The sequence below is a fragment of the Nonomuraea sp. NPDC052129 genome (assembly GCF_040680095.1).
GTDB lineage: Bacteria > Actinomycetota > Actinomycetes > Streptosporangiales > Streptosporangiaceae > Nonomuraea.
On record NZ_JBFAVX010000029.1, the window covers coordinates 26337 to 50259 of the forward strand.

Sequence of the window (23923 nt, forward strand, 5' to 3'; positions counted from 1 at the left end):
GGCATGACAGAGGCGGAGGCGAGGAAGGCCCTGTCCGAGATGAAGAGAAGCCTCAAGGTCAGAAAGAAAGAAGAGGAGGTCAAGGGTTATGAGGTCGGGCACGCGCAGCGAATCGAAAGGGAAGAAAAAAAATATCAAGAAATTAGAGGAGAGCATCCAACGGCGGGAGTTCCACCAGGATTCCGGGAGCGGACCCAGCGCCGGGGGGAGCCCGGATGCCAGCGAGTTCGAGAGAACTATGGGCCGGAAGCCGTACTGGAACGGCGAATACTGGGAGTAGTCGATGCAGACGCAAACAGGCGACGATCTGATCGAGCGTATTCGTACGCATCCGGCCGACGACGAGATCATGGGCGAGGCCGCCAATGACCTGCTGAGCGAGCTGTACGCGGGATACCCCGTCGAGAACCTCGCAAGGCTCCTTCACAGTGGCGAAGAGGTGGTCGTCGGCGTGGCCTCCTGGCTGCTCTCGGAGCTGGCCGAGCTCGCGGCCCCGATGATGGACGAGCTCCCGGCCCTGCTGTCCAGCCCGGTCCGCAACACCCGGTACAACGCGATCACCGTCGCGCTGGCGAGCACCGACGGGCGGCACGGGCCCATCCTCGCGCAGGTCATCAACCTGAGCCTCGACCCCGATCGCGCCATCCGCTGGAAGATCCTCGAGTTCCTGACCGAGGCGTCGATCGAGCAGCTTGAGGCAGGGGCGTCATGTCTGCCCCCGGGTCAGCTCAAGGAGCTGGTGGAGTGGCTGATCCTCCAGGACGAAGAGGAGTCTGACCGGACCGGCATCGTCATCCGGATGGAAGAAGGCGACCCGCTGACTCGGCTGTTCGCCGGGGCGGCCGCCGCGAGCCTGTCCCACAAGGACGACACGGACCTCCTGGCGCACGCGGCCATGGCCAGGGATGAGGCGATCCGCTCGTTCGCCCAGACTCGGCTGGAGCGGCTCCGCGAGGACGATTAGCGCCCCTCGGGGTTCATCAGGCCCGCGAGCTGGGCGGCGGCCTCGACGGCCCGGCCGCCCGGCCCACGCGCGTCGTACCCGTCAGTGGCCGTGTCCGTGACCGTGGCCGACGAATGCCACCGCGGGCTTGCCCGGTGGCACCAGCCACAGCGCGATGGCTGCCGCGGCGCCCGCGGCGACGGCGCACAGCGTGAGCCCCGAGACGAAGCCGCCGATGCCCGCCGTCGAGCCGGGTACGAGGCTGGACGCGGCGACCGTGGAGACGACGGCCACCCCGATCGAGCCGCCGAGTTCGTGGAAGGTGTTGATGACGCCGGAGGCGACACCATTCTCGCCGGGCGGGATGTTCGCCATGGTCGTGGTGGTGGCCGTCACGAACGCCGGCCCGATCCCCAGAGCGGCCAGCACGAAGCCGGGTAGCAGCGTGGTGTACGCGCTCGCGTCGGGCGAGATGCGGGTCATCAGCGCCGCCCCGGCCGCGGTCACCACGAAGGACGCCACCGCCACCGGCCGACCGCCGATCCGGCCGATGAGATGCCCGCCGAGCTGCGCGCCGATCGTGATCGCGATGGCCACGGGCAGGAACAGCAGCCCGGTCTCCAGCGCGCTGAAGCGCAGCACGTTCTGGAGGTAGAGCGAGCTGAGGAAGAACAACCCCAGCATCAGCCCGGTGGCCATCAGCATGACGAACGTCCCCGAGATCACCGGCCGCCTGGCCAGGGTCTCGGCGCGCATGAGCGGTGCGCGTACCGACCGCTCGACGACCACGAACAGCGCGTACAGCAGCACGGCCCCCACCAGCGGCAGCACCGTGCCCACCGCGCCCCAGCCCGCGTCGCCCGCTGTCACCAGCCCGTAGATCAGCAGTGCCGTCGCCAGTGTGACGACCAGGGCGCCGGGTACGTCGACCCGCTCGCTCCGCCCGGGCGTGGGCGGTACAACGGCGGGCACGGTGGCGAGCACCACCAGCCCGATCGGAACGTTGACGATGAACACCCAGGTCCAGCCCGGCCCGGCGGTGAGCACGCCGCCGAGCAGCACGCCCAGGGCCGCCCCCGTACCGCCGATGGCCGCCCAGACGCCGAGCGCCCGGCCGCGCCGTTCGCCCTGGTAGGTGGTGGTGATGACGGCCAGGGCCGCCGGGGAGAGCAGCGCCGCTCCGACGCCCTGGAGCGCCCGCCCGGCGATGAGCATCACGCCGCTCCCGGCCAGCCCGCACACCAGCGAAGCCGCCGTGAACAGTCCCAGCCCCATCATGAGCGTGCGACGGGCGCCCCACGCGTCGGCGAGCCGCCCGCCGAGCACCATGAGGCCGCCGAAGCAGAGCGTGTACGTGGTCACCACCCAGGTCAGCGACTCGCGGTCGAGCGCGAGGTCCGTACCGATGGTGGGCAGCGCCACCTGCACCACGGTGATGTCGACGATCAACATGAACTGGGCCAGGCACAGCAGCACGAGCAGGCCCCACCCGCTGGTGCGTGTCTGGGCGGAAGGCATGCCAAGACTCATCCGAAGTCTCCTTAACTCGAACACTGATGTTCAAGTTAGCACCCATGAACCATACACAGGTAGGGTTTATTCAGGGATGAGCTTCTGGGTGGAGCCTGCGGAGGCCGTGGTCAGGCGGGCTTGGAGAGCAGCGCCAGCATCGTCTTGATCAGCACCGGCTCGACCTCCTCGGCCGCCAGCCGTCCGGTCTCACGCTCCTGCGCCGCGGTGTGGATGATCGAGAAGAACGTCGTCACCAGCCAGGCCAGCGGCAGGTCCGTACGGAAGTCGCCCGCGCGCTGACCGCGCGCGATGAGCCGCTCCACGCGCTGCAGCGGCCGGTCGTGGTGCTTCCTGATCTGCTCCGTGGCCAGTGTCCGGTCGGCGGCCAGGAACAGGCGGCGGTGCCGGTCGAGGATCTCCCAGGACGACCGCAGGAGCTTGGCCATGGCCTCGGGCGCGGGTTCCGTGTCGATCGAATCGTCCGCCAGCACCGCCTCCGCCACGCCGACCGCGTGGTCGAGCACCGCGTCCACCAGCGCCTCCCGTGACGGGAAGTGGCCATAAAGGGTGACCCTGCCCACCCCGGCGGCCTTGGCGATGTCGGCCACGCTGGCCGTGGGGTCGGCGCTGAGCAGCCGGGTGCCCGCTTGGAGGATCGCGGCGATGTTGCGCTCGGCGTCCGCACGCCGGGCGGGTACCGGCTGCCGTGCCGCGGTCTTCGCCATACGACCAGCCTACGACCCGCCACCCCGCGCTCCTCACGGTTTTTCGAGACATAGTGTATATATCGTATGCACGCTGTACTGAAACCTTGAAAGGACAGCCATGCAACGCGTCGAAGCTCACATCACGACCGATCGCGCCAGTCGCTACCTCGTCCAGCTCTGCCGCCACGCCGACCAGATGAGCCGCGGCTTGCCCACAGGCCCCGGCCACGGCCCCGGCCCGCACATGGGCGGCGAAAGGCCCAAAAGCGTCAAAGCAGACTGGTCCGAGACGGACGGCACCATCAACCTCGACTGGGGCACCTGCACCCTGCGGGCCACCCCGGAAGGATTGACGGTGCGTGTCGAAGCCGTGGACGAGGACCGGTTACAGCGCGTCCAAGCCCTTCTCACCAGGAACATCACCAGGATGGGCAGGCGTGACCACCTGAGCGTGGACTGGCGCCGCCCTGACGGAACCACGAGCCCCGTCCCGGCCACGGCCCCGCCGCGCCGGAGCCGTTACCTGACGCTCGGCCTCACGCTGGTCGCCGTCCTGGCCGTGGCCGTGCACGTGGGGCTGGCCGCCGGAGTGCCGGCGATCCCGCAGTGGGCGGGACTGGGTTCGGACGCCGTCCTGGGGATCATCCTGGTGATGGCTCTGGCGAAAGGAGTCCTCATCACCGCCCACCTCAGGCGCCGCCGCTGAATGGTCGCAGCCCGGCCAAGGTAAGGGAGACGAGGCGCTTGACCGCGGCCTCCGAGGGCAGGTCGACGGCCGCCTGCAGCGCGTGCGTGCAGAAGGCGGCGAGCTCGTCCGCCGCCATGTCGTCACGTACATCACCGGCCCGCGCGGCAGCTGTCAGCGCGTCGCGCAGCATGTCATGCAGCCGCCGCTGGGCGCGGCCGGCGTCCTCGGACCGGTGCAGGAGCATGACGAGATCGGGGCTGAAGCCATGCCGCGCCATTCGCCGATGCATCAGGGCGTACGTCTCCAGCATGGCTTCGAGCCGCAGCCGGGCGTCGCCCTCGCGCTCCACCGCCTGGGCGAGGTGCTCCAGATGCCCGGCGACCATGCGGCCGTGCCAGGCCAGCAGGATGGTCTGGACGTCGGGAAAGTATTTGTAGAGCGTCGCGCGGCCGATGCCGGTTTTCTCGGCGATCTGCGACATCGTCACCGCCAGGAGCCCACGCTCCCGCACCAGCTCGACAGTGGCGTCCAGGATCGCGTCATGCACGGTACGGCGGTGCGTCTCGATCGTCTCGTTCCACAGCTTCGGCACCCGGCCAGTTTACGAATCGGCGAGCTGGATACACGCCGCCGTACCCGACAAATGCGGCGAGATACCCCCTATGAGTATGCTCAAGGCTCGACGCCGGCTAAGGAGCAACATCATGGACCACAGCGATCACCCGGCCACTGGTCACCACGCCCCGCCCGCGGCCACGTGGACGGTGGCCGCGCAGGCGACCCTGCACTGCCTGACCGGATGCGCCATCGGCGAGGTGCTGGGCATGGTCATCGGCACCGCCGCCGGCCTGTCCAACTTCACCACCGTGGTGCTGTCGGTGGCGTTGGCCTTCGTGTTCGGCTACGGGCTGACCATGCGTGGCGTGCTGCGGGCCGGACTCGGCTTTCGTGACGCGTTGAAGGTGGCACTGGCCGCGGACACCGTCTCCATCGTGGTGATGGAGATCATGGACAACGCGGTGGTCGTGGCCGTGCCCGGTGCCATGGACGCGGGTCTGACCAGCTGGCTGTTCTGGGCGTCGCTGGCCGGGTCGTTGGTGGTGGCCTTCGTGGTGACGACGCCGGTGAACAAGTGGCTGATCTCCCGGGGCAAGGGCCATGCGGTGGTGCACCAGTACCACCACTGAGTGGCCGAAGGCGGTGAGCGCCTTCGGCCACGCGAATGGATTACTTGAAGCGGCGCAGGCGCAGGCTGTTGCTCACCACGAACACGCTGGAGAACGCCATCGCGGCTCCTGCGATCATCGGGTTGAGCAGGCCGATCGCGGCCAGCGGCAGGGCGGCCACGTTGTAGGCGAACGCCCAGAACAGGTTGCCCTTGATGGTCGACAGCGTGCGGCGGGACAGGCGCAGCGCGTCGGCCGCCACCCGCAGATCGCCCCTGACCAGGGTCAGGTCGGAGGCCTCGATGGCCGCGTCGGTGCCGGTGCCCATCGCCAGGCCCAGGTCGGCCTGGGCGAGCGCGGCGGCGTCGTTGACCCCGTCACCCACCATGGCCACGACCTTGCCCTCGGCCTGCAGCTTCTTGACCACGTCCACCTTGTCGGCGGGCAGAACCTCGGCGATGACCTCGTCGATGCCCACCTCGGCCGCCACCGTACGGGCCACGGCCTCGTTGTCGCCGGTCAGCAGCACCGGCGTCAGGCCGAGTGCCCGCAGGTCGGCGATGGCCTGCTTGCTGGTCGGCTTGACCACGTCGGCCACCACCAGCACCGCGCGGGCCTGGCCGTCCCAGCCGACCGCGACCGCGGTGCGACCCTTGGCCTGCTCGTCGGCGAGCTCGCGTTCCAGGTCGACGGGCAGGTGCTGGGACCACTCCGCCAGCAGCCGGGGACGGCCGACCAGCACCGCGTGGCCGTCGACGATGCCCTGTACGCCGAGCCCTTCGACGTTGGCGAAGTCCTCCACCGTGGCGTCGGATCGGGCCTCGCGGGCGATGGCCTGGGCGATCGGGTGCTCGGAGGCGTGCTCCAGCGCGCCCGCCAGCCTGAGGACCTCTTCGCGGTTCTCCCCCTCGGCGAGGTGGACGGCGACCAGGGTCATCTTGCCCTCGGTGACCGTGCCGGTCTTGTCCAGCACGATCGTGTCGACCTTGCGGGTCGACTCCAGCACTTCCGGGCCCTTGATCAGGATGCCCAGCTGTGCGCCCCGCCCGGTGCCGACCAGCAGCGCGGTCGGCGTGGCCAGGCCCAGCGCGCAGGGGCAGGCGATGATCAGCACGGCGACCGCCGCGGTGAACGCCGCCGCCGCGCCGTTGCCCGTGCCGAGCCAGTATCCGAGTGTCCCGACCGCCAACGCGATCACGATCGGTACGAAGATCCCGGAGATGCGGTCGGCCAGCCGCTGCACCTGCGCCTTGCCGGTCTGCGCCTCCTCGACCAGTCTGGCCATCTGCGCCAGCTGGGTGTCGGCGCCCACTCGGGTGGCCTTGACGATCAGGCGGCCGCCCGCGTTCACCGTCGCGCCGGTGACCGCGTCGCCGGGCTTCACCTCGACGGGAACGGATTCGCCGGTCAGCATCGAGGCGTCCACCGCGGAGCTGCCCTCGGTGATCACGCCGTCCGTGGCGATCTTCTCGCCCGGCCGGACGACGAAGGTGTCGCCGACCTGCAGTTGCTCGGTGGGGATGCGGCGGCCGTCGGCCAGTTCGACCTCTTTGGCACCCAGTTCGAGCAGCGCCTTCAGTGCCGCGCCGGCGCGGCGTTTGGCGCGGGCCTCGAAGTAGCGACCGGCCAGGATGAACGCGGTCACCGCCGCCGCCGTCTCGAGGTAGATGTTGCCCGAACCGTCGGAGCGCTCGATGGTGAACGTGAAGGGATGCGTCATGCCGGGCGTGCCCGCGGTGCCGAAGAACAGGGCCCACAGCGACCATCCGAGCGCGGCCAGCGTGCCCAGCGAGATCAGCGTGTCCATGGTCGCGGCGCCGTGCCGGAGGTTGGTCCAGGCGGCCTTGTGGAAGGGCCAGCCCGCGTACACCACCACCGGCGCGGCCAGCACCAGCGACAGCCACTGCCAGTTGGTGAACTGCAGCGCCGGGACCATCGCCATCGCCACCACCGGCACGCTCAGTACCAACGAGGTGCGCAGGCGCTGACGCAGCGGCCGCAGCTCGTCCTCCGGCTCCTCCTGCCGCTGCGCCTCTGTCTTGGGCGGGGCGGGCAGGGCGGCGGTGTAGCCCACCTTCTCCACCTCAGTGATCAACTGCTGCGGATCAATGCCCTCGGGGAAGGTGACCTTCGCCTTCTCCGTCGCGTAGTTGACGGTCGCGGTCACGCCTTCAAGCTTGTTCAGTTTGCGTTCGATGCGGTTGGCGCAGGATGCGCACGTCATGCCGCCGATGGTGAGTTCGACAGCTCTGCCTTCGGTGAGGGAAGACATCACTCCCCCTTTCTGCTCAGTGCGTGTCGTCGCCGTGGGACGGGCTGACGCTCGGCTCCGCCGCGGGCTTGGGCTGTCCGGCCCCTGCTCGGGCGGTGAAATCGGCGGTGCGTACCTTGCCGGCGTGCTGGAAGTCCAGGAACAGCCGGTAGTCGCCGCCGCTGGGCACTTCGGCGTAGAAGGTGATCTCGGGCCCGGCCTTGTCGCTTTCTTCCGGATGTACGTGGAGGTAGGCCAGGTCACCGGCCCGCAGCGCCACCAGGTGGCCGTACGCCCCCAGGTATGGCTGCAGATCCGTCACCGGCTTGCCGTCCTTGCTCACGCTCAGCGTGAGCTTGCTCGCCTGGCCGGGAACCAGGTCGCCCGTCAGGGTAACCGTGTAGCCGTCCACCTGCGCCGTACGACTGACCGCAGGCAGGGCCCGCGGCTCGTAGTCGCCCGCGACCGGCACATCCGCACCAAGTGTCAGGCCACTTCCGCCCGCGGGGGCGAAGTCGGCGAAGGCCCGGTAGGCGCCAGGGGCGTCCAGCGTCAGCTTCACCGACCACACCCCGTCGCCGGCCTGCTCGGGGTGCAGGTGCTGGAACGTCGCCAGGTCACGAGAGACCACGATGAAATGGAGCTTCTTGTCGTGCTGTACCTGATAGTCGGTCACCGGCTTGCCATCTGGCCCTGTCACAGTGAACCGGAAATCGGTGGGCTCGCCGGTCTTGACAGTGGTCAGCGGATTGAGGGTGTAGCCGTTCTGGGACACCTGTAGCCCCCCGGGGGTATCGTCCTGCGGTTTTGCGCCAGCCTGAGTGGGAGTGGTGTGAGCGCTCCCATGGCTCGGCGGCGCCGGTGCGGGGGTGCCCTCCCCAACTGCGTTTCCGACGCCCAGGGCGCTGCCGAAGACGACGGCCAGCCCCACAGCGTAGGCACCTAGCTTGCTCGCGGTGTTCATGTCGTACCGCCTCCTCGGCGAGGTCATCGGGAACGCGTGGGTCGCGCGATCTTTCGACTCCCACAACGTACTATACCCCCCTACCGTATTCCAATCCGGCTACATGAGTTTGTCCGGAGTGATGGGGAGGGAGCGGACGCGTTCGCCGGTCGCGTGATAAACGGCGTTCGCGATGGCGGCGGCCACGCCCACGATGCCGAGCTCGCCGATGCCCTTGGCACCCAGCGGGGTCTGCGGGTCGGGCTGGTCGACGAAGTGGATGTCGATGTCGGGCACGTCGGCGTGCGTGGGCACGTGGTACTCGGCCAGGCCGCGGTTGACGATGAGGCCGGTGCGCTCGTCGAGCAGCGTCTCCTCGGTCAATGCCATGCCGATGCCCATGATGATGCCGCCGCGCATCTGGCTGGTGGCCTGCTTGGGGTTGACGATCCTGCCGCCGTCGAACGCGCCGACCCAGCGCGTGACGCGCGCCTCGCCGGTCTCCTCGTCGACCCGTACCTTGCAGAAGTGCGCGCCGTAGGAATAGGTGCCCCGCTTGATGGTCTGGTACGGCAGCGCCGACTTCCCCGCCACCTCCACGGCCTCCGTCTCGGCCCTGGCCAGAACGCGCTCGTAGCTCTCACCCCCGCTGGGCCCGAACAGGCCACCGTCGCGGGTCTCCACCTCCTCGAACGACCGTCCCGCCAGCGGTGAATCGGTGTCGTGCACCAGCTTCAGCAGCTCGCGGACGAGGTTGTCGCGGGCGGACCAGACGGCCGAGGCGAGCGTCGTGGTCGCGGCCGAGGCGCCGGGGATGCGGGTCCTGGCCACGTTGGAGTCGCCCTGCTCGAAGCGGATCCGGTCGAGAGGCAGCCCAAGACGGTCGGCCGTGGCCTGGCTCTGCGCGGTCGAGGTGCCGGCGCCCAGTTCGTTGGTGCTGCTGCGGATGGTGACGGTACCGTCGGCGGACAGGCGCAGCTTGACTCCGGCGATGAGCACGGCGTCGGGGTTGATCGCCGCGGCCATCCCATACCCGATGAGCCAGCGGCCGTCCCGCGTCGCGCGGGGCGCGGGTGGGCGCCGGGACCAGCCGAACGCCTCGGCGCCCAGGGCGTACGCCTCGCGCAGGTGGCGGCTGGTGAAGCCGATGCCGCTCATCGGGTCCCGCTCCGGTTCGTTGCGCAGGCGCAGCTCAAGCGGGTCGAGGCCGAGCCGCCAGGCCAGCTCGTCCATGGCGGATTCCAGCGCGAAGGATCCGGGGGCGACGCCGGGGCCACGGAAGAAGGCGTTCTGGATGCGGTCCAAGCGGACCACCTGCTGGACGACATGGACATTGGGGCAGGCGTACAGGTGGCGGGAGGCGACGACGGCGGCCTCGGCGAACTCGTCGGTCGTGCACGGGGCCAGGGCGTCGTGCTTGAGCGCGGTGAGCCGCCCCGTGGCGTCGGCGCCGAGCGCGACGCGGCTGCGGGTCGGGGCCCGGCCGCCGGTCATGGCGAACACGTCGGCCCGCGAGAGCACGAGCTTGACGGGACGGCCGGAGAGCTTGGCCGCCGCCACACTGAGCCAGACGTGCGGCCAGGCCGGCGTCTTGCCGCCGAAGCCGCCACCGATGAACGGCGCCAGCACGCGGACGTTCTCCTCGGCGAGGGAGAACTTCTTGGCCAGCATCTCCTTGACGCCATAGGGGTACTGCGCGGTGTCGTAGACCGTGAGGCGGTCGCCCTCCCAGTTGGCCACGGTGGCGTGCGGTTCCATGGCGTTGTGGTGTTCGAGCGGCGTGGTGTACTCGGCCTCGACCGTGGCCGCCGCCGCGCCGAGCGCCGTACGGACATCGCCGCGCCTGGTCACGGGCTCCTCCAGCACGGCGTGCGCGGGCGTGTACGGTTTCCCGTCGGCCATCGACAGCCTGGCGGGCCACGGCTCGTACTCGGCGTGGATCAGCGATGCCGCGTAACGGGCCTGTTCCAGGGACTCGGCCACGACGACCGCGATGGGCTGGCCGTACCAGAAGATCTCGTCGGTGTTGAGCACCGGCAGGCTCATCGCGGCGGCGCCCAGCGGGCCCTTCATGGTGGCGTAGGCGGGGGTGCGCTTCATCGCGGGCGCGTTGTCGTGGGTCATCACGAGCAGCACACCGGGCGCCCGCGGAACGTGCACGGCGGTGACCCGGCCCCTGGTGATGGTGCTGCCCACCACGACCGCGTAGGCGAGGCCGGGGAGTTGCCGCTCGGCCGTGTAGCGGACGGCGCCGGTGGCCTTGGCGCGGCCGTCCAGCCGGTCGGCGGGCCTGCCGAGCTCGGCGCGGCGGTGGGCCAGGGGGTCGGGCCTGCCGTCGGGCAGGAGTCTGGCCAGCCTGGTCAGTGCCTTGCTGGCGAGGGTGAAGCCGCGGGCGGCGAGATTCATGACCTGACTCCTTGCATTGCTCGCCGGATCAGTCGTCGGGCCAACTCGGCCTTGAACGCGTTGTGCGCGCGTGGGCGGGAGCCGGCCAGCGCCTGTTCGGCCGCCTGATGGATGAGCTCGTCGTCGAGAGTGGTGCCGGTCAGGAGCCGTTCGGCCTCGTACGCGCGCCACGGTTTGGCGGCGACCCCGCCCAGCGCGATGCGTACGCCGGTGGCGCGGCCCGCTTCCATGCGGACGACGGCGGCCACGCTGACCAGCGCGAAGGCGTAACTGGCCCGATCACGCACCTTGAGATACACCGAGCGGCCCGGCTGAGCCGGCGGCAGGTCGATGGAGGTCACCAACTCCCCCGGCGCGAGCGCCGTCTCCAGGTGCGGCGTGTCTCCGGGCAGGCGGTGGAAGTCCACCAGCGGTACGGGGTCGCGGCCCGCGATGTTGACCACGGCGTCCAGGGCGGCCAGGGCCACGCACATGTCCGACGGATGTACGGCGACGCAGCTCTCGCTCGTGCCGAGGATGGCGTGCGTGCGGTTGAACCCGTCGAGAGCGTCACAGCCGGCGCCCGGATCGCGTTTGCCGCAGGCCGAGTGCCGGTCGTAGAAGTAGCCGCAGCGGGTGCGCTGCATCAGGTTGCCGCCCACGGTGGCGCGGTTGCGCAACTGAGGGGAGGCGCCGTTCAGGATGGCTTGGGCCAGCACCGGGTAGCGATCGCGGATCCGCTCGTCGGTGGCCACCCGCGTGTTGCGGGTCAAGGCCCCGATCCGCAGGCCGCCTGCGTGCTCCTCGATGTCGGCGAGCGGCAGCCGGGTGATGTCGACGAGCTCGTGCGGGCTCTCGATGCCCTGGCGCATCAGGTCGACCAGATTGGTGCCGCCTGCCAGGTACTTCGCCCCTTTTGCGGCGAGTTCAACGGCCGAGGAGGTGTCGGTAGCCGGTACGTAGGAGAACGGGTTCACCGGGCGACCTCCCGCACCGCCGCAAGGATCCCGTTGTACGCGCCGCACCGGCACAGGTTGCCCGCCAGCCGTTCCCTGATCTCGGCATCCGTCAGACCGGACCCGCCTACGGCACTCGGCACCCCCGCCTCGTACTCGGTGAGCATGGCCACGGCCGAACAGACCTGACCCGGCGTGCAGTAGCCGCACTGCAGGCCGTCGTTGCGGACGAACGCCTCCTGCATCGCCCGGCCGACCTCTGATGACGCCAGCCCTTCGATGGTCGTGACCTCCGCGTCCGCGCATTGCGCGGCGAGCACGAGGCAGGAGTTGACCCGCTCACCGTCCAGCAGCACCGTGCAGGCGCCGCAGGCCCCTTGGTCACAGCCCTTCTTGGTACCGGTCAGGCCGAGGTGCTCGCGCAGGCAGTCGAGCAGGCTGACCCGGGTGTCCAGCTCCAGATCGTGCTCGCGGCCGTTCACCGAGAGCCGCACTTGTATGGATGGCATCCGCATTCCCCGCTATCTCGTACATCTATGTACGGGTTGTAGAGTGCGGACTATACCCCTCCTCCGTATGAGGGTTGATTCGTGGCTGATACACGGCTGAGGCATCGCGGATGTCGGCGGCTTGTATCGTCTGTGGCGTCAAAGCTTTTGGGGAGAAATGTCGGTTTCGGAGGTCGGGGGCAGGGTGTCGGCTCCGGTGACCGTGCTGCTCGTCGAGGACGACGAGGTGATCCGCAAGACCGTCGGGATGGTGCTGGAGCGCTACGGCTATCGCGTGAGCACGGCGGGCGACGGCCTGACGGGCCTCGAACTGTTCAGGGAGGAGCGGCATGACGTGCTGCTGCTGGACGTGATGCTGCCAGGACTGGACGGCATCGGGCTGTGCCGGCAGGTCAGGGAGTGGAGCCTGGTGCCGATCCTGATGATGTCCGCGCGGGGTGACGCTCTCGACGTGGTGTCGGGGCTGGAGGCGGGGGCCGACGACTACGTGGTCAAGCCGGTCGACACCTCCGTGCTGGTGGCCAGGGTCCGTTCCCTGCTGCGCCGGGCCTCCTTCGCCCCGGGGCCGGAACACGTCCAGGAGGCCACCGGCCTGGCCTTCGGGGACCTCGCCATCGATCCGCAGGGATTGGAAGTGCGCCGCGCCGGGGAGGTGGTCGAGCTCGCTCCCACCGAGTTGCGGCTGCTGCTGGAGTTCGCCGCGAATCCGGGGATCGTGCTGGACCGGCAGACACTGCTGCGCAACGTCTGGGACTACGGCTGGGACGGAGACAGCCGCGTCGTCGACCTGTGCGTGCAGCGGCTGCGTAAAAAGATCGGCGCCGACCGGATCGAGACGGTCCGCGGCTTCGGTTACAAGCTGCGGCGCTGACGTGGGACAGGCGGTACGTGGTCCGCTGAACTGGCGGTCGCTGCGCTGGAAGATCGCCGCGCTGGTGGCCGTGACGTCCTGCGCGGTCGCGCTGGCCGTCGGGGTGCTGGTCCACCGGAGCGCCTTCGACCGGTCCATGAGCCTGGGCAGGGACCGGGCTTTCAGCGCGCTGCTGGCCGAGGTGGACACCTACCGGCGTACGGGCGAGGCGCCGCAGCCCACTCAGGTCCCGCCCGCGCTGCTCCAACAGGCCAGGAGCACCGGCGAGTTCAGCACCTGGTACGACGACCGCCGGCCGGACATCCCCTGGATGTGGGCGGCGCAGCGGATCGACGGCCAGGTGCTCGCCGTGCAGATCGACATGGGCTCGGAGATACGCGGTCTGTGGGCCCTGGACCGGAACATCGTGAAGGCGTCGCTGGTCGCGCTCGCGATCGTCGTACCTCTGGCCGTGCTGGCCGCCGAGACGTCCAACCGGCGGCTGAGGCGGGTGGCCCGCACCGCGCGGCGGATCGCGGACGGCGACCTGGAGGCCAGGAGCATGATGGGCGGCCGGGGCGGCGACGAGATCACCGACATCTCGGCCACCATCGATTCGATGGCCGACGGCCTGCGGGACCGGCTGTTGAGCGAGCAGCGCTTCACCGCCGATGTGGCTCACGAGCTACGTACCCCGCTGATGGGGCTGGTCGTCTCGGCGGAACTGCTCCCGGAGAGCGAAGCCACCGACCTGGTACGTGACCGGGTACGGGTGCTGCGGGCGCTGGTGGAGGACCTGCTGGAGATCTCCCGGTTGGACGCGGGCGCGGAGTGGGCCGATCGCCGTCCGGTGCCGCTGGGCCGGGTCGTCGAGGAGTGCGTGGCCCGGACGAAGCTTGCGGTCCGGCTGACGGTGACCGGTGAGCCGGTGGTCGACACCGATCCGCGGCGCATCGACCGGATCATCACGAACCTGGTCACCAACGCTCACCGCCACGGGCGCTCTCCGGTCGAGGTCGCCGTGAACGACACGACGATCGTCGTACGCGACCACGGCCCCGGATTCCCGGACGGGTTGCTGGCGGAGGGGCCGCAGCGTTTCCGTACGGGCGGGGCCGAGCGTGGCCACGGCCATGGCCTGGGCCTGGCCATCGCCGCCGGACAGGCACGGGTGATCGGCGCCGATCTCGCCTTCGCCAACGCCCCGGACGGCGGCGCGACGGCCACGCTTCGCCTTCATTACCCGGTGTAGTTCTTCCCAGGGGGCTTACCGGGGATCGGCTTGCCGATGAGGGCGACGGGGATGAAGATCTGCCGGACGGTGTGGTAGGTGCTGCCGACGATCTGCCCGCCTCACGACCAGTGGTAGGCCAGGTTCACGGCTAGTGCGGCCACCGCGGTGAAGAAGAATCCGCCCCAGTTCACGAGCTTGCGGGAACCCACTCGCAGGTGCGCGAGGAGCGCGCCGACGAAGTACAGCACGAGGCTGTAGGCGGCGAGTGTCCCCAGCATCGGCACGGCGAACCCGCCCAGCAGCCCCAAAGAGCCCGCCGCTAGCATCATGCCCAGCACCGGTACCCACGACCGTGGCAGGCGCTTCATGTCCGCCTGGGCCTTGGGAAATTCGTGGCCGATCAGGTAGACGACGGCGGCGCTGCCGAACAGGAGCGCGGCGAAGATGGTGACCGCGACATAAGCGGTGAACATAAGCTTTCCTTTGTGGTTGTCAGCTGCGAGAACTTCCGTCGAGGAAGCCAGCCCGTGCATCGTTGATCACTGCGATCCGGGTCCCAGCAGTCCGACGAAACAACCGCGGAAAATGTCAGGCGACGCGCCGACCTCACAGTCCCGTGGGCTGTCTCGTCGAACGGGTGAGGGCAGCCGCGAGCAAGGGAGCCATCCACACCATGACCACCCCATCCGATCCGGGACTGAGCGCGATCATGAGTGAGCGGCGTCAGCTGATCAACCTCGCCTATCGCCTCCTCGGCTCCCTGGCCGACGCGGAGGATGTCGTACAGGAGACCTACGCTCGCTGGTACGCCATGACCCGGCAGCAGCAGGACGCCATCGAAGTCCCCGGCGCCTGGCTGACGACGGTCGCCAGTCGCATCTGCCTGGACCTGCTCGGCTCGGCACGGACCCGGCGCGAGAGCTACGTCGGCGAATGGATCCCCGAGCCGCTGCCCGACCCCACGGAGTGGATCACCGGGCGGCCGGTCGACCCGGTGGACCGCGTCACCCTCGACGAGTCGATCACCATGGCCTTCCTGGTCGTGCTCGATTCGATGACCCCGGCCGAGCGCGTCGCGCTCGTCCTGCACGATGTCTTCCGCTACTCCTTCGCCGAGGTGGCCGAGATCGTCGGCCGTACGCCGGGGGCCTGTCGCCAGCTGGCCTCCTCGGCCCGCCGCCGTCTTGGTGCCTCGCAGGCGCCGGCAACTCCGGCGGCGCGGCAGTCCGGCATCGTCAGGGACTTCAAGCAGGCCTGGGAGGCCAAGGACATCGACGCCCTCATCGGTCTTCTCGACCCCGACGCCACGGCGATCATCGACGGCGGCGGCCTCGTCAGCGCCGGGCTCCACCCGATCGAAGGCAGCGAGCGGATCGCCCGCTACATCCTCGCCCTCGCCGGCCGGGCACCCGACCTGACCATCCTGGAGCGTACGGTCAACGGTCAGCCCGGTCTGGTGGCTCATCAGAACGACGTCGCCGTGACGGTGGCGGCGTTCGACGTCGAAGACGGCCGGATCAAGCGCATCTGGGCGGTACGCAACCCCGAGAAGCTCCGGCCATGGACGGCGGCCACCTCGCGGTAGCGTGACGCGGCGATCCGGGGTCACCTGGACGGGTGATCGCGCGATGTGACGCCCGGAGGGGTGGCGCGAGCGTGTCGTCGCGCCACCCCGGGGTTCCGGTCAGGGATCGTTCGGCTTGGGATTGTGCGGGCTACCGCCGCCGCCTCCACCGCTGCTGCCGTTGTTGCCGGCGAACTCGATGGGCTGGTACCGGGGCAGGACCACGGTGTTGGCCGAGGCGTCGGAGCCGTCGGTGCTGAGCGTCTTGTACACGGTCCAGATGAACTTGGCGAAGCCGAGGACCTGACCCCAGTCGATGCCGTTGTTCCAGTGCACGATCGACACCGCGTACGTCTGCTCGGCGATGTCCGGTGAGACCTGCCCGGACCAGTTCTCCGTACGCTTGGAGTAGCCCAAGGCGGTGCCGTTGACACCCCAGCAGTCGCCGCCGACCTCGCCGATGACCATGCCGTCGACGTTGAGGAGCAGGGCCTTGGCGCACAGCCGGACGCCGGTGAGGTAGACGCCCGACTCGACCGTCGAAACCCCGTAGACGTTGCCGCTGGCGTAGACCTTGACCGTGGTGTCGATGGTCTTGTTCTGGTTGTTGGCGTGCCAGGAGTGGAGCGACGCCTCGGCGACCAGTCTGTCGGCGCTGGCCGGCGGTGAGGCGACGACGAAGCCGGTCAGGGCGATGAGGGCGGTGAGTAATGCGGTGATCAGTCTTCTGGGGGTGCCCATGGAGGCCTTTCCGTTCGTGGTGCTCGGTTGATCCGTCCGAATTCTCACCACGTGGCCGTTCACCGGCGAAGAGCCACCGACCCGTAATCGGGAAGGTCCGTCGTTTCACGGATGCCGCCCTGCCAGAGGGTACGTCGTTCAACGGATCCCACGGCCGGGCCCGCCGATCCACCATGTCCAGGTGACCTCACACCTGGCCCACCGACCGGCGGACCAGGGCCGCGCGGGTGTTGACGCCGAGCTTGCGGAAGACCCGGGCCAGGTGCGTCTCGACCGTGCGCGGGCTCAGGTACAGCCGCTCGCCGATCTGCCGGTTCGTCAGGCCCTCGCCGACCAGTTCGACGATCTCGCGTTCGCGCTCCGACAGCCGCCCGCCCGCCCCATGGGCCGCGGCGCCGCGCTGCCTGCGCCCGGCCTGCGCCGCCGGCCAAGGCGCGCCGACCCGGGTGAACAGGGCCTTGGCCTGGCCGAGCTGCTCCTGCGCCGTGCGGACGTCGCCCGTGTCCGCGCTCACCTCCGCCAGCAGCATCCGGGCGAAGCCTTCGCCGACGGGCAGTCTGGCCGTGACGAGACACGCCACGGCCTCGCGAGCCGCCGCGTCCGCCTCGTGCGGGCGGTCCGCGGCCATCGCCAGCGTCGCGCGGGCCGCCTCGACGTCGGCGGACCGGGCGGGCGGCGCTCCCGACGCCACGACCGCGACGGCCCGCTCGTACCACTGCCCGGCCGCTGTCAAGTCGCCGCAGGCCGCCTCCGCCCGCGCGCGGCGGGCGAAGACACTCGCCGCGCCGGGCCCGAGCCCCGACGGATCGCCGCCGACGCGGGCGGCCAGGAACCGCCGGCAGTCCTCCGTACGGCCGACCGACAGCAGCACCTCCGACACCACGTCGTCGGCGATGGTCCGCCACCACGCCGAGCGCATGCCCGGACCGTGCAGCACCTCCTCCACCAGCGGCACGGCGGCCTCGGGACCCGCCTGCCACAGCAGCGGCCGGGACTTGACCACGTGCGCGAACGCGAGCATCTCGGCGCTGCCGAGATGACGCGCGATCTCCTCCGCCTCCTCGGCGTCGGCCAGCGCCGCCTCGATCTCGCCCAGCGCGGAACGGACCATGGCCCGAGCCGCGTGCAGCAGGGGGACGACATTGTCGCGGCCGTGGTCACGGGCGACCTGCAGCCCGCGGGCCAGGTGCCGCAGCGCGTCGTCGTGGTGGTCGACGATGAACTCGCCCCACGCCAGAGGTGCCACGAAGCCGAGGTCGTCGCACAGCTCGCGGTCGGTCAGGGCGTCCATGAGCGTCTTGGCGCGGGCGAGCAGGCGATATCCGTCGGGGAAGTGGCAGCGGTACAGCTCGGCGACCGCGAGCAACGTGACGGCCGAGGCCGATGTTCCAGACCTTGCTTGGTTCGACTGGTCCAGGGCCTGGGCGGCGTTGTCCGCCGCCGAGTCCCACTGGCCCTGCAAGAGGTCGATCGCCGCCAGCTCCACCAGGAGGGGCGGCCTGCCCGCAGAGTCGTCCACCCGGGCCAGCTCGCCGGTCAGCAGCGCCCTGGCCTCTTCCAGCCGGCCCAGCGACCGTTGCATCGCGGACAGCAGCCCCACCGCCCGGTCCCTGCTGCCGTCGCCTTCCCGTACGAGCTCGTCCAGCAGCCCCCGGGCCTCCTCCAACCGTCCGGACACGGCGAGCGCCGCGGCGAGCGACATCCGCAGCTCCGGCGTCGCGTCAGCGGGCGACGCCTCCAGCGCGGCGCGGAACCATCGCGCCGCCGTCGCGGGCGCGTTGACCGACACCGCTCCCGCCGCCGAGACGAGCAGCGCGGCCCCATCCGCGTCGCCCACGCCTATCGCGTGCTCCATGTGCACCGCGCGGCGGACCTCCGAGGCGCCCCGCGCGAGCAGGTGCTCCGCCGCCCGGCGATGCGCCGCCCTCCTCCAGGAGGGCCCGGCCAGCTGGTACGCGGCCGCGCGGACCAGCGGATGCCTGAACACCAGCGCCCGCCCGGCCGTGCCGAGCACCCTGCGGCGCACCAGTTCGTCCAGCGCCGACTCGGCGGTACGGGGATCCAGCCCGGACACGGCCGCCACGAACGCCGCATCCAAGTCGTCACCGGCGACGGCCGCCGCCTGGGCCACCAGTTGCCGGTCCGGGTCCAGCCCGGCGAGTTCGGCCACGATCAACCGGTCAAGGGCATCGGTCCTGGTGACCTCCGTGAGAGCACCGGTGACCCCCGCGAGGTCGGCGGCCGGGGTGTCCGGCAAGGTGGCCAGGATCTCCAGGAACAGCGGGTTGCCGCCGCTGCGCTCGTACAGCCGCCGCCTTCCCGGACGGGACAGTTGCCGCTTCCCCGGACGGGACGGCTGCCCGGCCAGCATGGTGTCGGCCTCGCCGGCCGACAGCGGGCCGAGCGGCAGGTTGACGACGTTCGCCGAGGTCAGCGAGCGGACCAGCCCTCTGGGCAGCTCGCCGGTACGGCAGGCGAGCACGATCACGGCGCTCGTGTTCGGCGGATGTCTGATGTGATAGTCGATCACCTCCACCGAGGCGTCGTCGGCCCACTGCACGTCGTCCATCAGGACCACCAGCGTGCTCGACTCGCCCATTCGCTCCACGCCCTGACGCATCTCACGGAAGCGGCGGTGACGGTCCAGACCGGCCAGGTCACCCGTCCCGCTCTCCCGCGACAGCAGCGCGCGCAGGCCATCGAGGTGTCCGGCGAGGTCAGGATGCTGGTGGGCGTCGGCGAGCGCGTCCTGCACGATCCCGTACGGCGCGCTGCGCTCGAACTCGGTGGCCCGTCCGGCGATGGCCATGATGCCCCGTTCGCGCGCGAGGTCGGCGAACGCGCCCAGCATCCGGGTCTTGCCGATGCCCGGCTCACCGGTCAGCAACACGAAGACCCACTGCCTCCGGGCGTCCAGGAGACCCGACAGGTGGGCCAGTTCGGCGGTTCTGCCGACCAGTGGACGCCGGCTCTCGAACACCTGCTGCCTCCCACGGACACGCCACTCTCGGCCGGGAGGATCGCCCGGACATGATCCATGTCTATCCCACGCGAATCCCCGCCAAAGCACCAGCCGCCCCAAGGCCGCTGCGGTGGTCCAGCCGCACGAGCACCGACCCGGATCTGCTATTTGAAGGCCGCGATGTTTCGCTCCGCCCACTCGGCGAAGGTGCGGGGTGGGCGCCCGAGGAGCCGCGCGACGTCGGGGCTGACGCGCTGCTCGGCGGCGGACGGAGCGCCGAGGGCGCCGAGGGTGGCCTCCACGACCGGCTCGGGCATGTACTCCAGCATCTCGTTCCGCGCTTCCGCGCGGCTCTGCTCAACGAACCGTACCGACTCGCCGAGGGCGGCCCCGATCGCCGCGGCCTGTTGCCGGGGTGAGATCGGTGCCGGTCCGGTCAGCGTGTAGACCTTGCCCCCGTGGCCTGGCCCGCGCAGTGTGACGGCGGCGACCTCGGCGATGTCGGCCGGGTCGATGGCCGGCACCGCGACGTCGCCGAACGGCGCCGTGACCACCCGTCGCGTACGGACGGAGCCGGCCCATTGGACCGTGTTGGAGGCGAAGTTGCCCGGCCGCAGCATCGTCCACTCCAGGCCTGACTGTTTGACGGCGTCTTCCAGGTGCGATGGGTGGCGTTGTGTGCCCACGCCGTGGGAGGACAGCAACACGACCCGTTGGACGTCGGCCGCTCGTACGACGTTCATGACGTCACTGAGATCACCGTTCGCCATGAAGTCGGGGGAGGTCAGCAGGAACAGCGCTTCGGCTCCATGCAGGGCGGGCTTGAGGCTCTCCGGTTCGGCCAGATCGGCTCGCTGGTGCCGTACCTCCTCCGATACGTCCAGCTCTGAGATCCCGCGTGACACCGCCGTCACCTGCTCGCCGGCCGCGACGAGCGCCCGCACGAGCGGCTGCCCGACGTTGCCCGTGGCCCCAGTCACCACAATCATGTTCACTCCCGTTGGTCGATGTCCTCTGTGGACTCGATGGAAGCTACTAGCGCTGTGATAGTAGGTACCTAGAGGAAAGTATTGGCGAGGAAGGCTCATTGTGACCAACAGCACACCTTGGCCGCCTCCTGCCGATGTCCCTCCGGAGCAGGCGTGCCCGATCACCCCGGTGGTCGACATCGTCTTCAGCCGCTGGACCACTCCGATCCTGTGGGTGCTCAATGAATTCGGGCGGCATCGGTTCGTGGAGCTGCAACGCCGCATCACGACCATCACGCCCAAGGTGCTGACCGAACGACTGCGGCAACTGGAGCGGGACGGACTCGTGGTGCGCACCTACCACCCCGAGGTTCCGCCGCGAGTGGAGTACGAGATCAGCGAACTGGGACGCAGCCTGGCACCCCTGTTCGAGACACTCGCCGACTGGTCGGTCAACCTGGACAGGGTCGAACAGGCCCGGCTGGACTACGACGCCAGGAAGTCACGTCGAGCCTGACCCGAAGACCGCGGAAAACCTAGGCCAGCCAGTCCAAGCGCTGGCCATGGAGCCCGGTGAAGGCCAGCGGCTGCCCGTCCAGGGCCAGGACGAAGGTCGCACGGTCTTCTGGCGCGGGCCGTTGAGGTCGCCGGCCATGAGGTGCGCCGGTTCGGACCGGGCGATGCGGATGGCCCCGCGTAGCCGGTCGAGCCGCTCGTGCTGCTCGGGCCAGACCAGGCATTCCAGCCAGCGCACATCATCAGCGCTGGTCACGTCGAGCGGGTTGCGTATCTGCGGCCACTCGGCCGACATCCACGCGCGGAAGGCTTGATAGTCCCCCATCGGGCCGTCGAGGTAACGAACCGCCCCGAACAGCAGGTTCGGCTGCCGCTTCGGCACCGGCAGCTGCTCGATCAAGGCCGGCAAGAAGGCGTCGGGAAGGGCGGCCTGCCGATACGGCGGTCAGTACGGGTGCCGGTCGGGCTTGTTCATCCACGCCGCACAAGCCTTGGCGCCGAGTTCGGGCTGAGCCTGCTGGATCAGGATCCTTCGCTCGTCGAGAGGCCGGGTGAAGTCCTGGTACTGGAACTCGTCGTCGAAGCCGATCTTCTTCGTCGCCGCCAGGTCGAAGGCGAAGTAGACCCTGTCGATACGTGACCAGTAGATGGCGCTCATGCACATGGGGCAGGGGGCGCCACTGCTGTAGAGCGTGTATCCCATGAGCATCCGGGCCCGCTCCGGCATGAGATCGGGGGATCCCTCAGGGCGTGGCACGAGCTCCAGTGTCGATTCGTTCTGCCTGCTCTCCGGTATGGAGGGGGCCCGGGAATTCAAGATCTGAATGGCCTTGCGGATGGTCTCCACTTCGGCATGGGCCGTGGGGTCGCCGGTGAGAAGGACGCGATTCTGCCCTCGGGCGATGATTTCTCCGTCGTTGGTGAGGACCGCACCGAAAGGGCCGCCCCAACCGTTCTCTACGGACTCGATAGCGAGCCGCACCGCTTCCGCCATGAAATCCTTGGAGTCCATTCCGAACCCTCCGATCCGTAAAAGGCGGTTGAAGTTTCGGCCCTTCGCCGACCTGGTCAATCGCCGCATCCTGCTCCTTACCCGGGCGCTGCTGCACTACACTCGGCCTTATGAAGCCTGGTGGTGGCCACAGTCCCGACAGTCAGGGCGCGACCGTGGTTATTTCCTCGACAGTTCGCCAAGGCCGCGACGATGATTATGAGCGGTGGCAGGAAAAGACGACCGAGGTCGCCCGCGGTTTTCCTGGGTTCGAGGGCACCGAGATTTATCCGCCGATCGCCGGCGAGCAGAATTCATGGGTGGTCGTATTTCGCTTCTCCAGCATCGGGCAATTGACCGCGTGGCTTGATTCCGAGGTGCGGCGGAAACTGCTCGACGAGGTTCGCCCGATGCTGGCGGAGCCCGCGTCGCAGGAGGTTCTCGCCGGGGGGACGGCGGTCCGGGAAGCCGTCACGGCGGTGATCTCGCACAATGTGCGGCCGGGGCGCGAGGCCGAGTTCGCGCGCTGGCAGGAGAAGGTCCGTAAAGCGCAGGAGAGGTTCGCGGGCTTCATGGGCACCGAGGAGTTCGAGCCCGTGAGTGGTGTCCAGGATCGCTGGGTCGTGCTGCTTCGCTACGACACGCGTGAGCATCTGGACGAATGGCTCGGGTCCGACAGCCGCGAGAAACTGCTGGCGGAGGGTCGCGACTACTTCGTCGACTACGACGTGCGGAAGGTCCAGTCGGCGTTCAGCGGCTGGTTCCAGTTCGGCCGCGAAGCGGGAGACGGTGCCCCGCCGAGCTGGAAACAGGCCATGACCGTGCTGCTTGTTCTCTATCCCACGGTGATGATCCTCAACCTGACGGCGGGCCGTGGGTTCGCGATGGCGCACCTGCCCGGATATCTCGCCATGTTCCTCAGCAACGTGTTGAGTGTCACCGTCCTGACGTGGCTGGCCATGCCGCTGGTGAACAGGGTCTTCGCGGCATGGCTCGTACCCGGCCGGACGGCCTCCGCCCGCGCGAACGTGGTGGGCGCCGTCGTGATCGCGCTCTGCTACGCGGTCTCCATCGCCGTCTTCGGGGTGATCGGCGGCTAGAATCAGTCTGCTCGGACAACTGTCCGGCTGGCGGTCGCCCGCTGATACAATCAGGCGATTCGCCGCAGGTGCCACGGCCGGGACGCCGCCGCCATGCGGACAACCGAGCAGAGGAAGTCCTCCCATGGCGCGCGCCGAGACCGGACCCGATTTCATCGAGGCGCTGGCCCGTGGCCTCGATGTCATCAGAGTGTTCCAGCCGGGACGGGCGAGCATGTCGCTGACCGAGGTGGCCACCGCGGCCGGGCTGGCCCGTCCGACGGCCCGGCGCATCCTGCTGACCCTGCAAGAGCTGGGATACGCGCGGGCCGAGCAGGGCGGCTTCGCGCTCACCCCGCGCGTGCTGGAGCTCGGCATGTCGTACGTGCGCTCGATGGGTCTGTGGGAGGTCGCCCGGCCGCATATGGAGCGGCTGGTCGAGCAGACCAACGAATCCTCCTCGATCGCCCAGCTCGACGGGTCGGACATCGTGTACGTCGCCCGGGTGGCCGTGCCGAAGATCGTCGCCCTTCGGGTGCAGATCGGGACGCGGTTCCCGGCCCTGCAGACTTCGCTCGGCAAGGTGCTGCTCGCCGCGCTGCCGCCCGCCGAGGTGAGCCGGGTCCTGGCCGAGCCGAGCCGCTCGGGCATCCAGCCGCGCTGGGAGCCGGACGCGGAGGAGCGCGACGCGGCGCTGCGGGTGGTGCGGGCCAAGGGCTGGGCGCTCACGGACGAGGAGCTCTCGCTGGGCATCCGGTCGGTGGCCGCGCCCCTGCGCAACGGGCTCGGCGAGGTCATCGCGTCCGTCAACGTCAACGTGCACGCCGCCGAGACCTCCGTACGGAAGCTGACCCAGGAATACCTGCCGCTGCTGCTCACCACGGCCGGCGCGATCAGCGCCGACTGGGCGCAGTATGAGACGGTGCCCGAGGTCACCGCCTCATGATCACCACAGCGG

At 69.6% G+C, this 23923-nt stretch carries 23 protein-coding genes; 9 read left to right on the forward strand and 14 right to left on the reverse strand.

What is annotated here, in order from left to right; all coding sequences use genetic code 11:
• Nucleotides 1–283: 283 nt before the first annotated feature.
• Nucleotides 284–964 carry a hypothetical protein gene (locus tag AB0L53_RS42860; RefSeq protein ID WP_358533836.1) on the forward strand — a complete coding sequence of 227 codons (681 nt, stop codon included), beginning with the start codon at nt 284–286 and terminating at the stop codon, nt 962–964.
• A gap of 81 nt (nt 965–1045) precedes the next feature.
• Here the strand turns inward: AB0L53_RS42860 and AB0L53_RS42865 are convergent, their stop codons facing one another.
• Nucleotides 1046–2473 (reverse strand): DHA2 family efflux MFS transporter permease subunit, encoded by a 1428-nt coding sequence (locus tag AB0L53_RS42865; RefSeq protein ID WP_364007390.1) that lies wholly within the window; start codon nt 2471–2473, stop codon nt 1046–1048.
• Nucleotides 2474–2583: 110 nt separating this feature from the next.
• The gene (locus tag AB0L53_RS42870; RefSeq protein WP_364007393.1) at nt 2584–3180 is read right to left on the reverse strand and encodes a TetR family transcriptional regulator; all 597 of its coding nucleotides are present in this window, start codon (nt 3178–3180) and stop codon (nt 2584–2586) included.
• A 100-nt stretch (nt 3181–3280) separates the two neighbouring features.
• Here AB0L53_RS42870 and AB0L53_RS42875 point away from each other — a divergent pair, with 100 nt between their 5' ends.
• Nucleotides 3281–3868 carry a DUF2218 domain-containing protein gene (locus AB0L53_RS42875; protein ID WP_364007396.1) on the forward strand — a complete coding sequence of 196 codons (588 nt, stop codon included), beginning with the start codon at nt 3281–3283 and terminating at the stop codon, nt 3866–3868.
• On the opposite strand, the gene AB0L53_RS42880 is transcribed toward AB0L53_RS42875, so the two are convergent.
• On the reverse strand, nt 3852–4442 hold the full coding sequence (locus AB0L53_RS42880) for a TetR/AcrR family transcriptional regulator (protein ID WP_364007399.1): 591 nt from the start codon (nt 4440–4442) through the stop codon (nt 3852–3854). The two genes, AB0L53_RS42875 and AB0L53_RS42880, sit on opposite strands and share 17 nt — an antisense overlap.
• 112 nt (nt 4443–4554) lie before the next feature.
• Between AB0L53_RS42880 and AB0L53_RS42885 the strand changes: the two genes are divergently transcribed.
• A complete protein-coding gene (locus tag AB0L53_RS42885) occupies nt 4555–5037 on the forward strand; it encodes a DUF4396 domain-containing protein (protein WP_364007402.1) in 483 nt (160 codons plus the stop codon).
• A gap of 40 nt (nt 5038–5077) precedes the next feature.
• Here AB0L53_RS42885 and AB0L53_RS42890 read toward each other — a convergent pair whose 3' ends face one another.
• From AB0L53_RS42890 to AB0L53_RS42910, 5 genes are all read right to left on the reverse strand, one after another.
• The gene (locus tag AB0L53_RS42890) at nt 5078–7288 is read right to left on the reverse strand and encodes a heavy metal translocating P-type ATPase (protein ID WP_364007405.1); all 2211 of its coding nucleotides are present in this window, start codon (nt 7286–7288) and stop codon (nt 5078–5080) included.
• A gap of 16 nt (nt 7289–7304) precedes the next feature.
• On the reverse strand, nt 7305–8042 hold the full coding sequence (locus AB0L53_RS42895; RefSeq protein WP_364007408.1) for a hypothetical protein: 738 nt from the start codon (nt 8040–8042) through the stop codon (nt 7305–7307).
• Between the two features lie 288 nt (nt 8043–8330).
• Nucleotides 8331–10616, reverse strand: coding sequence for a xanthine dehydrogenase family protein molybdopterin-binding subunit (locus AB0L53_RS42900; protein ID WP_364007411.1), 2286 nt, complete (start codon nt 10614–10616; stop codon nt 8331–8333).
• On the reverse strand, nt 10613–11572 hold the full coding sequence (locus AB0L53_RS42905) for a xanthine dehydrogenase family protein subunit M (protein ID WP_364007414.1): 960 nt from the start codon (nt 11570–11572) through the stop codon (nt 10613–10615). Before AB0L53_RS42905 ends, AB0L53_RS42900 begins: the two co-directional genes overlap by 4 nt.
• A complete protein-coding gene (locus AB0L53_RS42910) occupies nt 11569–12060 on the reverse strand; it encodes a 2Fe-2S iron-sulfur cluster-binding protein (protein WP_364007417.1) in 492 nt (163 codons plus the stop codon). The genes AB0L53_RS42905 and AB0L53_RS42910 overlap by 4 nt, the downstream gene beginning before the upstream one ends.
• 157 nt (nt 12061–12217) lie before the next feature.
• Here AB0L53_RS42910 and cseB point away from each other — a divergent pair, with 157 nt between their 5' ends.
• Together cseB and AB0L53_RS42920 are read left to right on the forward strand one after the other, a co-directional pair.
• Complete coding sequence (gene cseB, locus AB0L53_RS42915; protein WP_364007420.1) at nt 12218–12931, forward strand: two-component system response regulator CseB; 714 nt, start codon at nt 12218–12220, stop codon at nt 12929–12931.
• Nucleotide 12932: 1 nt separating this feature from the next.
• Nucleotides 12933–14162, forward strand: a complete 1230-nt coding sequence (locus tag AB0L53_RS42920; protein WP_364007423.1) for a HAMP domain-containing sensor histidine kinase — start codon at nt 12933–12935, stop codon at nt 14160–14162.
• A 101-nt stretch (nt 14163–14263) separates the two neighbouring features.
• On the opposite strand, the gene AB0L53_RS42925 is transcribed toward AB0L53_RS42920, so the two are convergent.
• Nucleotides 14264–14617, reverse strand: coding sequence for a DoxX family protein (locus AB0L53_RS42925; RefSeq protein ID WP_357938526.1), 354 nt, complete (start codon nt 14615–14617; stop codon nt 14264–14266).
• Between the two features lie 200 nt (nt 14618–14817).
• Here AB0L53_RS42925 and sigJ point away from each other — a divergent pair, with 200 nt between their 5' ends.
• The gene (gene sigJ / locus AB0L53_RS42930; protein WP_364007426.1) at nt 14818–15729 is read left to right on the forward strand and encodes an RNA polymerase sigma factor SigJ; all 912 of its coding nucleotides are present in this window, start codon (nt 14818–14820) and stop codon (nt 15727–15729) included.
• Nucleotides 15730–15828: 99 nt separating this feature from the next.
• Here sigJ and AB0L53_RS42935 read toward each other — a convergent pair whose 3' ends face one another.
• From AB0L53_RS42935 to AB0L53_RS42945, 3 genes are all read right to left on the reverse strand, one after another.
• Nucleotides 15829–16449 (reverse strand): hypothetical protein, encoded by a 621-nt coding sequence (locus AB0L53_RS42935; protein WP_364007429.1) that lies wholly within the window; start codon nt 16447–16449, stop codon nt 15829–15831.
• Nucleotides 16450–16636: 187 nt separating this feature from the next.
• Nucleotides 16637–19429, reverse strand: a complete 2793-nt coding sequence (locus tag AB0L53_RS42940; RefSeq protein WP_364007432.1) for an AAA family ATPase — start codon at nt 19427–19429, stop codon at nt 16637–16639.
• Between the two features lie 146 nt (nt 19430–19575).
• The gene (locus AB0L53_RS42945) at nt 19576–20400 is read right to left on the reverse strand and encodes an NAD(P)H-binding protein (RefSeq protein WP_364007435.1); all 825 of its coding nucleotides are present in this window, start codon (nt 20398–20400) and stop codon (nt 19576–19578) included.
• Between the two features lie 100 nt (nt 20401–20500).
• On the opposite strand from AB0L53_RS42945, the gene AB0L53_RS42950 reads away from it, so the two are divergent.
• A complete protein-coding gene (locus tag AB0L53_RS42950; protein WP_364007438.1) occupies nt 20501–20896 on the forward strand; it encodes a helix-turn-helix domain-containing protein in 396 nt (131 codons plus the stop codon).
• Here AB0L53_RS42950 and AB0L53_RS42955 read toward each other — a convergent pair.
• Nucleotides 20882–21295, reverse strand: a complete 414-nt coding sequence (locus AB0L53_RS42955; protein ID WP_364007441.1) for a DUF2332 family protein — start codon at nt 21293–21295, stop codon at nt 20882–20884. The two genes, AB0L53_RS42950 and AB0L53_RS42955, sit on opposite strands and share 15 nt — an antisense overlap.
• A 45-nt stretch (nt 21296–21340) precedes the next feature.
• Nucleotides 21341–21907: a nucleoside deaminase gene (locus AB0L53_RS42960; RefSeq protein WP_364007444.1), complete on the reverse strand. Its 567-nt coding sequence runs from the start codon at nt 21905–21907 to the stop codon at nt 21341–21343.
• 110 nt (nt 21908–22017) lie between these two features.
• Here AB0L53_RS42960 and AB0L53_RS42965 point away from each other — a divergent pair, with 110 nt between their 5' ends.
• Together AB0L53_RS42965 and AB0L53_RS42970 are read left to right on the forward strand one after the other, a co-directional pair.
• A complete protein-coding gene (locus tag AB0L53_RS42965) occupies nt 22018–22986 on the forward strand; it encodes an antibiotic biosynthesis monooxygenase (RefSeq protein WP_364007447.1) in 969 nt (322 codons plus the stop codon).
• 124 nt (nt 22987–23110) lie between these two features.
• Nucleotides 23111–23911: an IclR family transcriptional regulator C-terminal domain-containing protein gene (locus AB0L53_RS42970; RefSeq protein WP_364007450.1), complete on the forward strand. Its 801-nt coding sequence runs from the start codon at nt 23111–23113 to the stop codon at nt 23909–23911.
• The last annotated feature ends 12 nt before the right edge of the window (nt 23912–23923 follow it).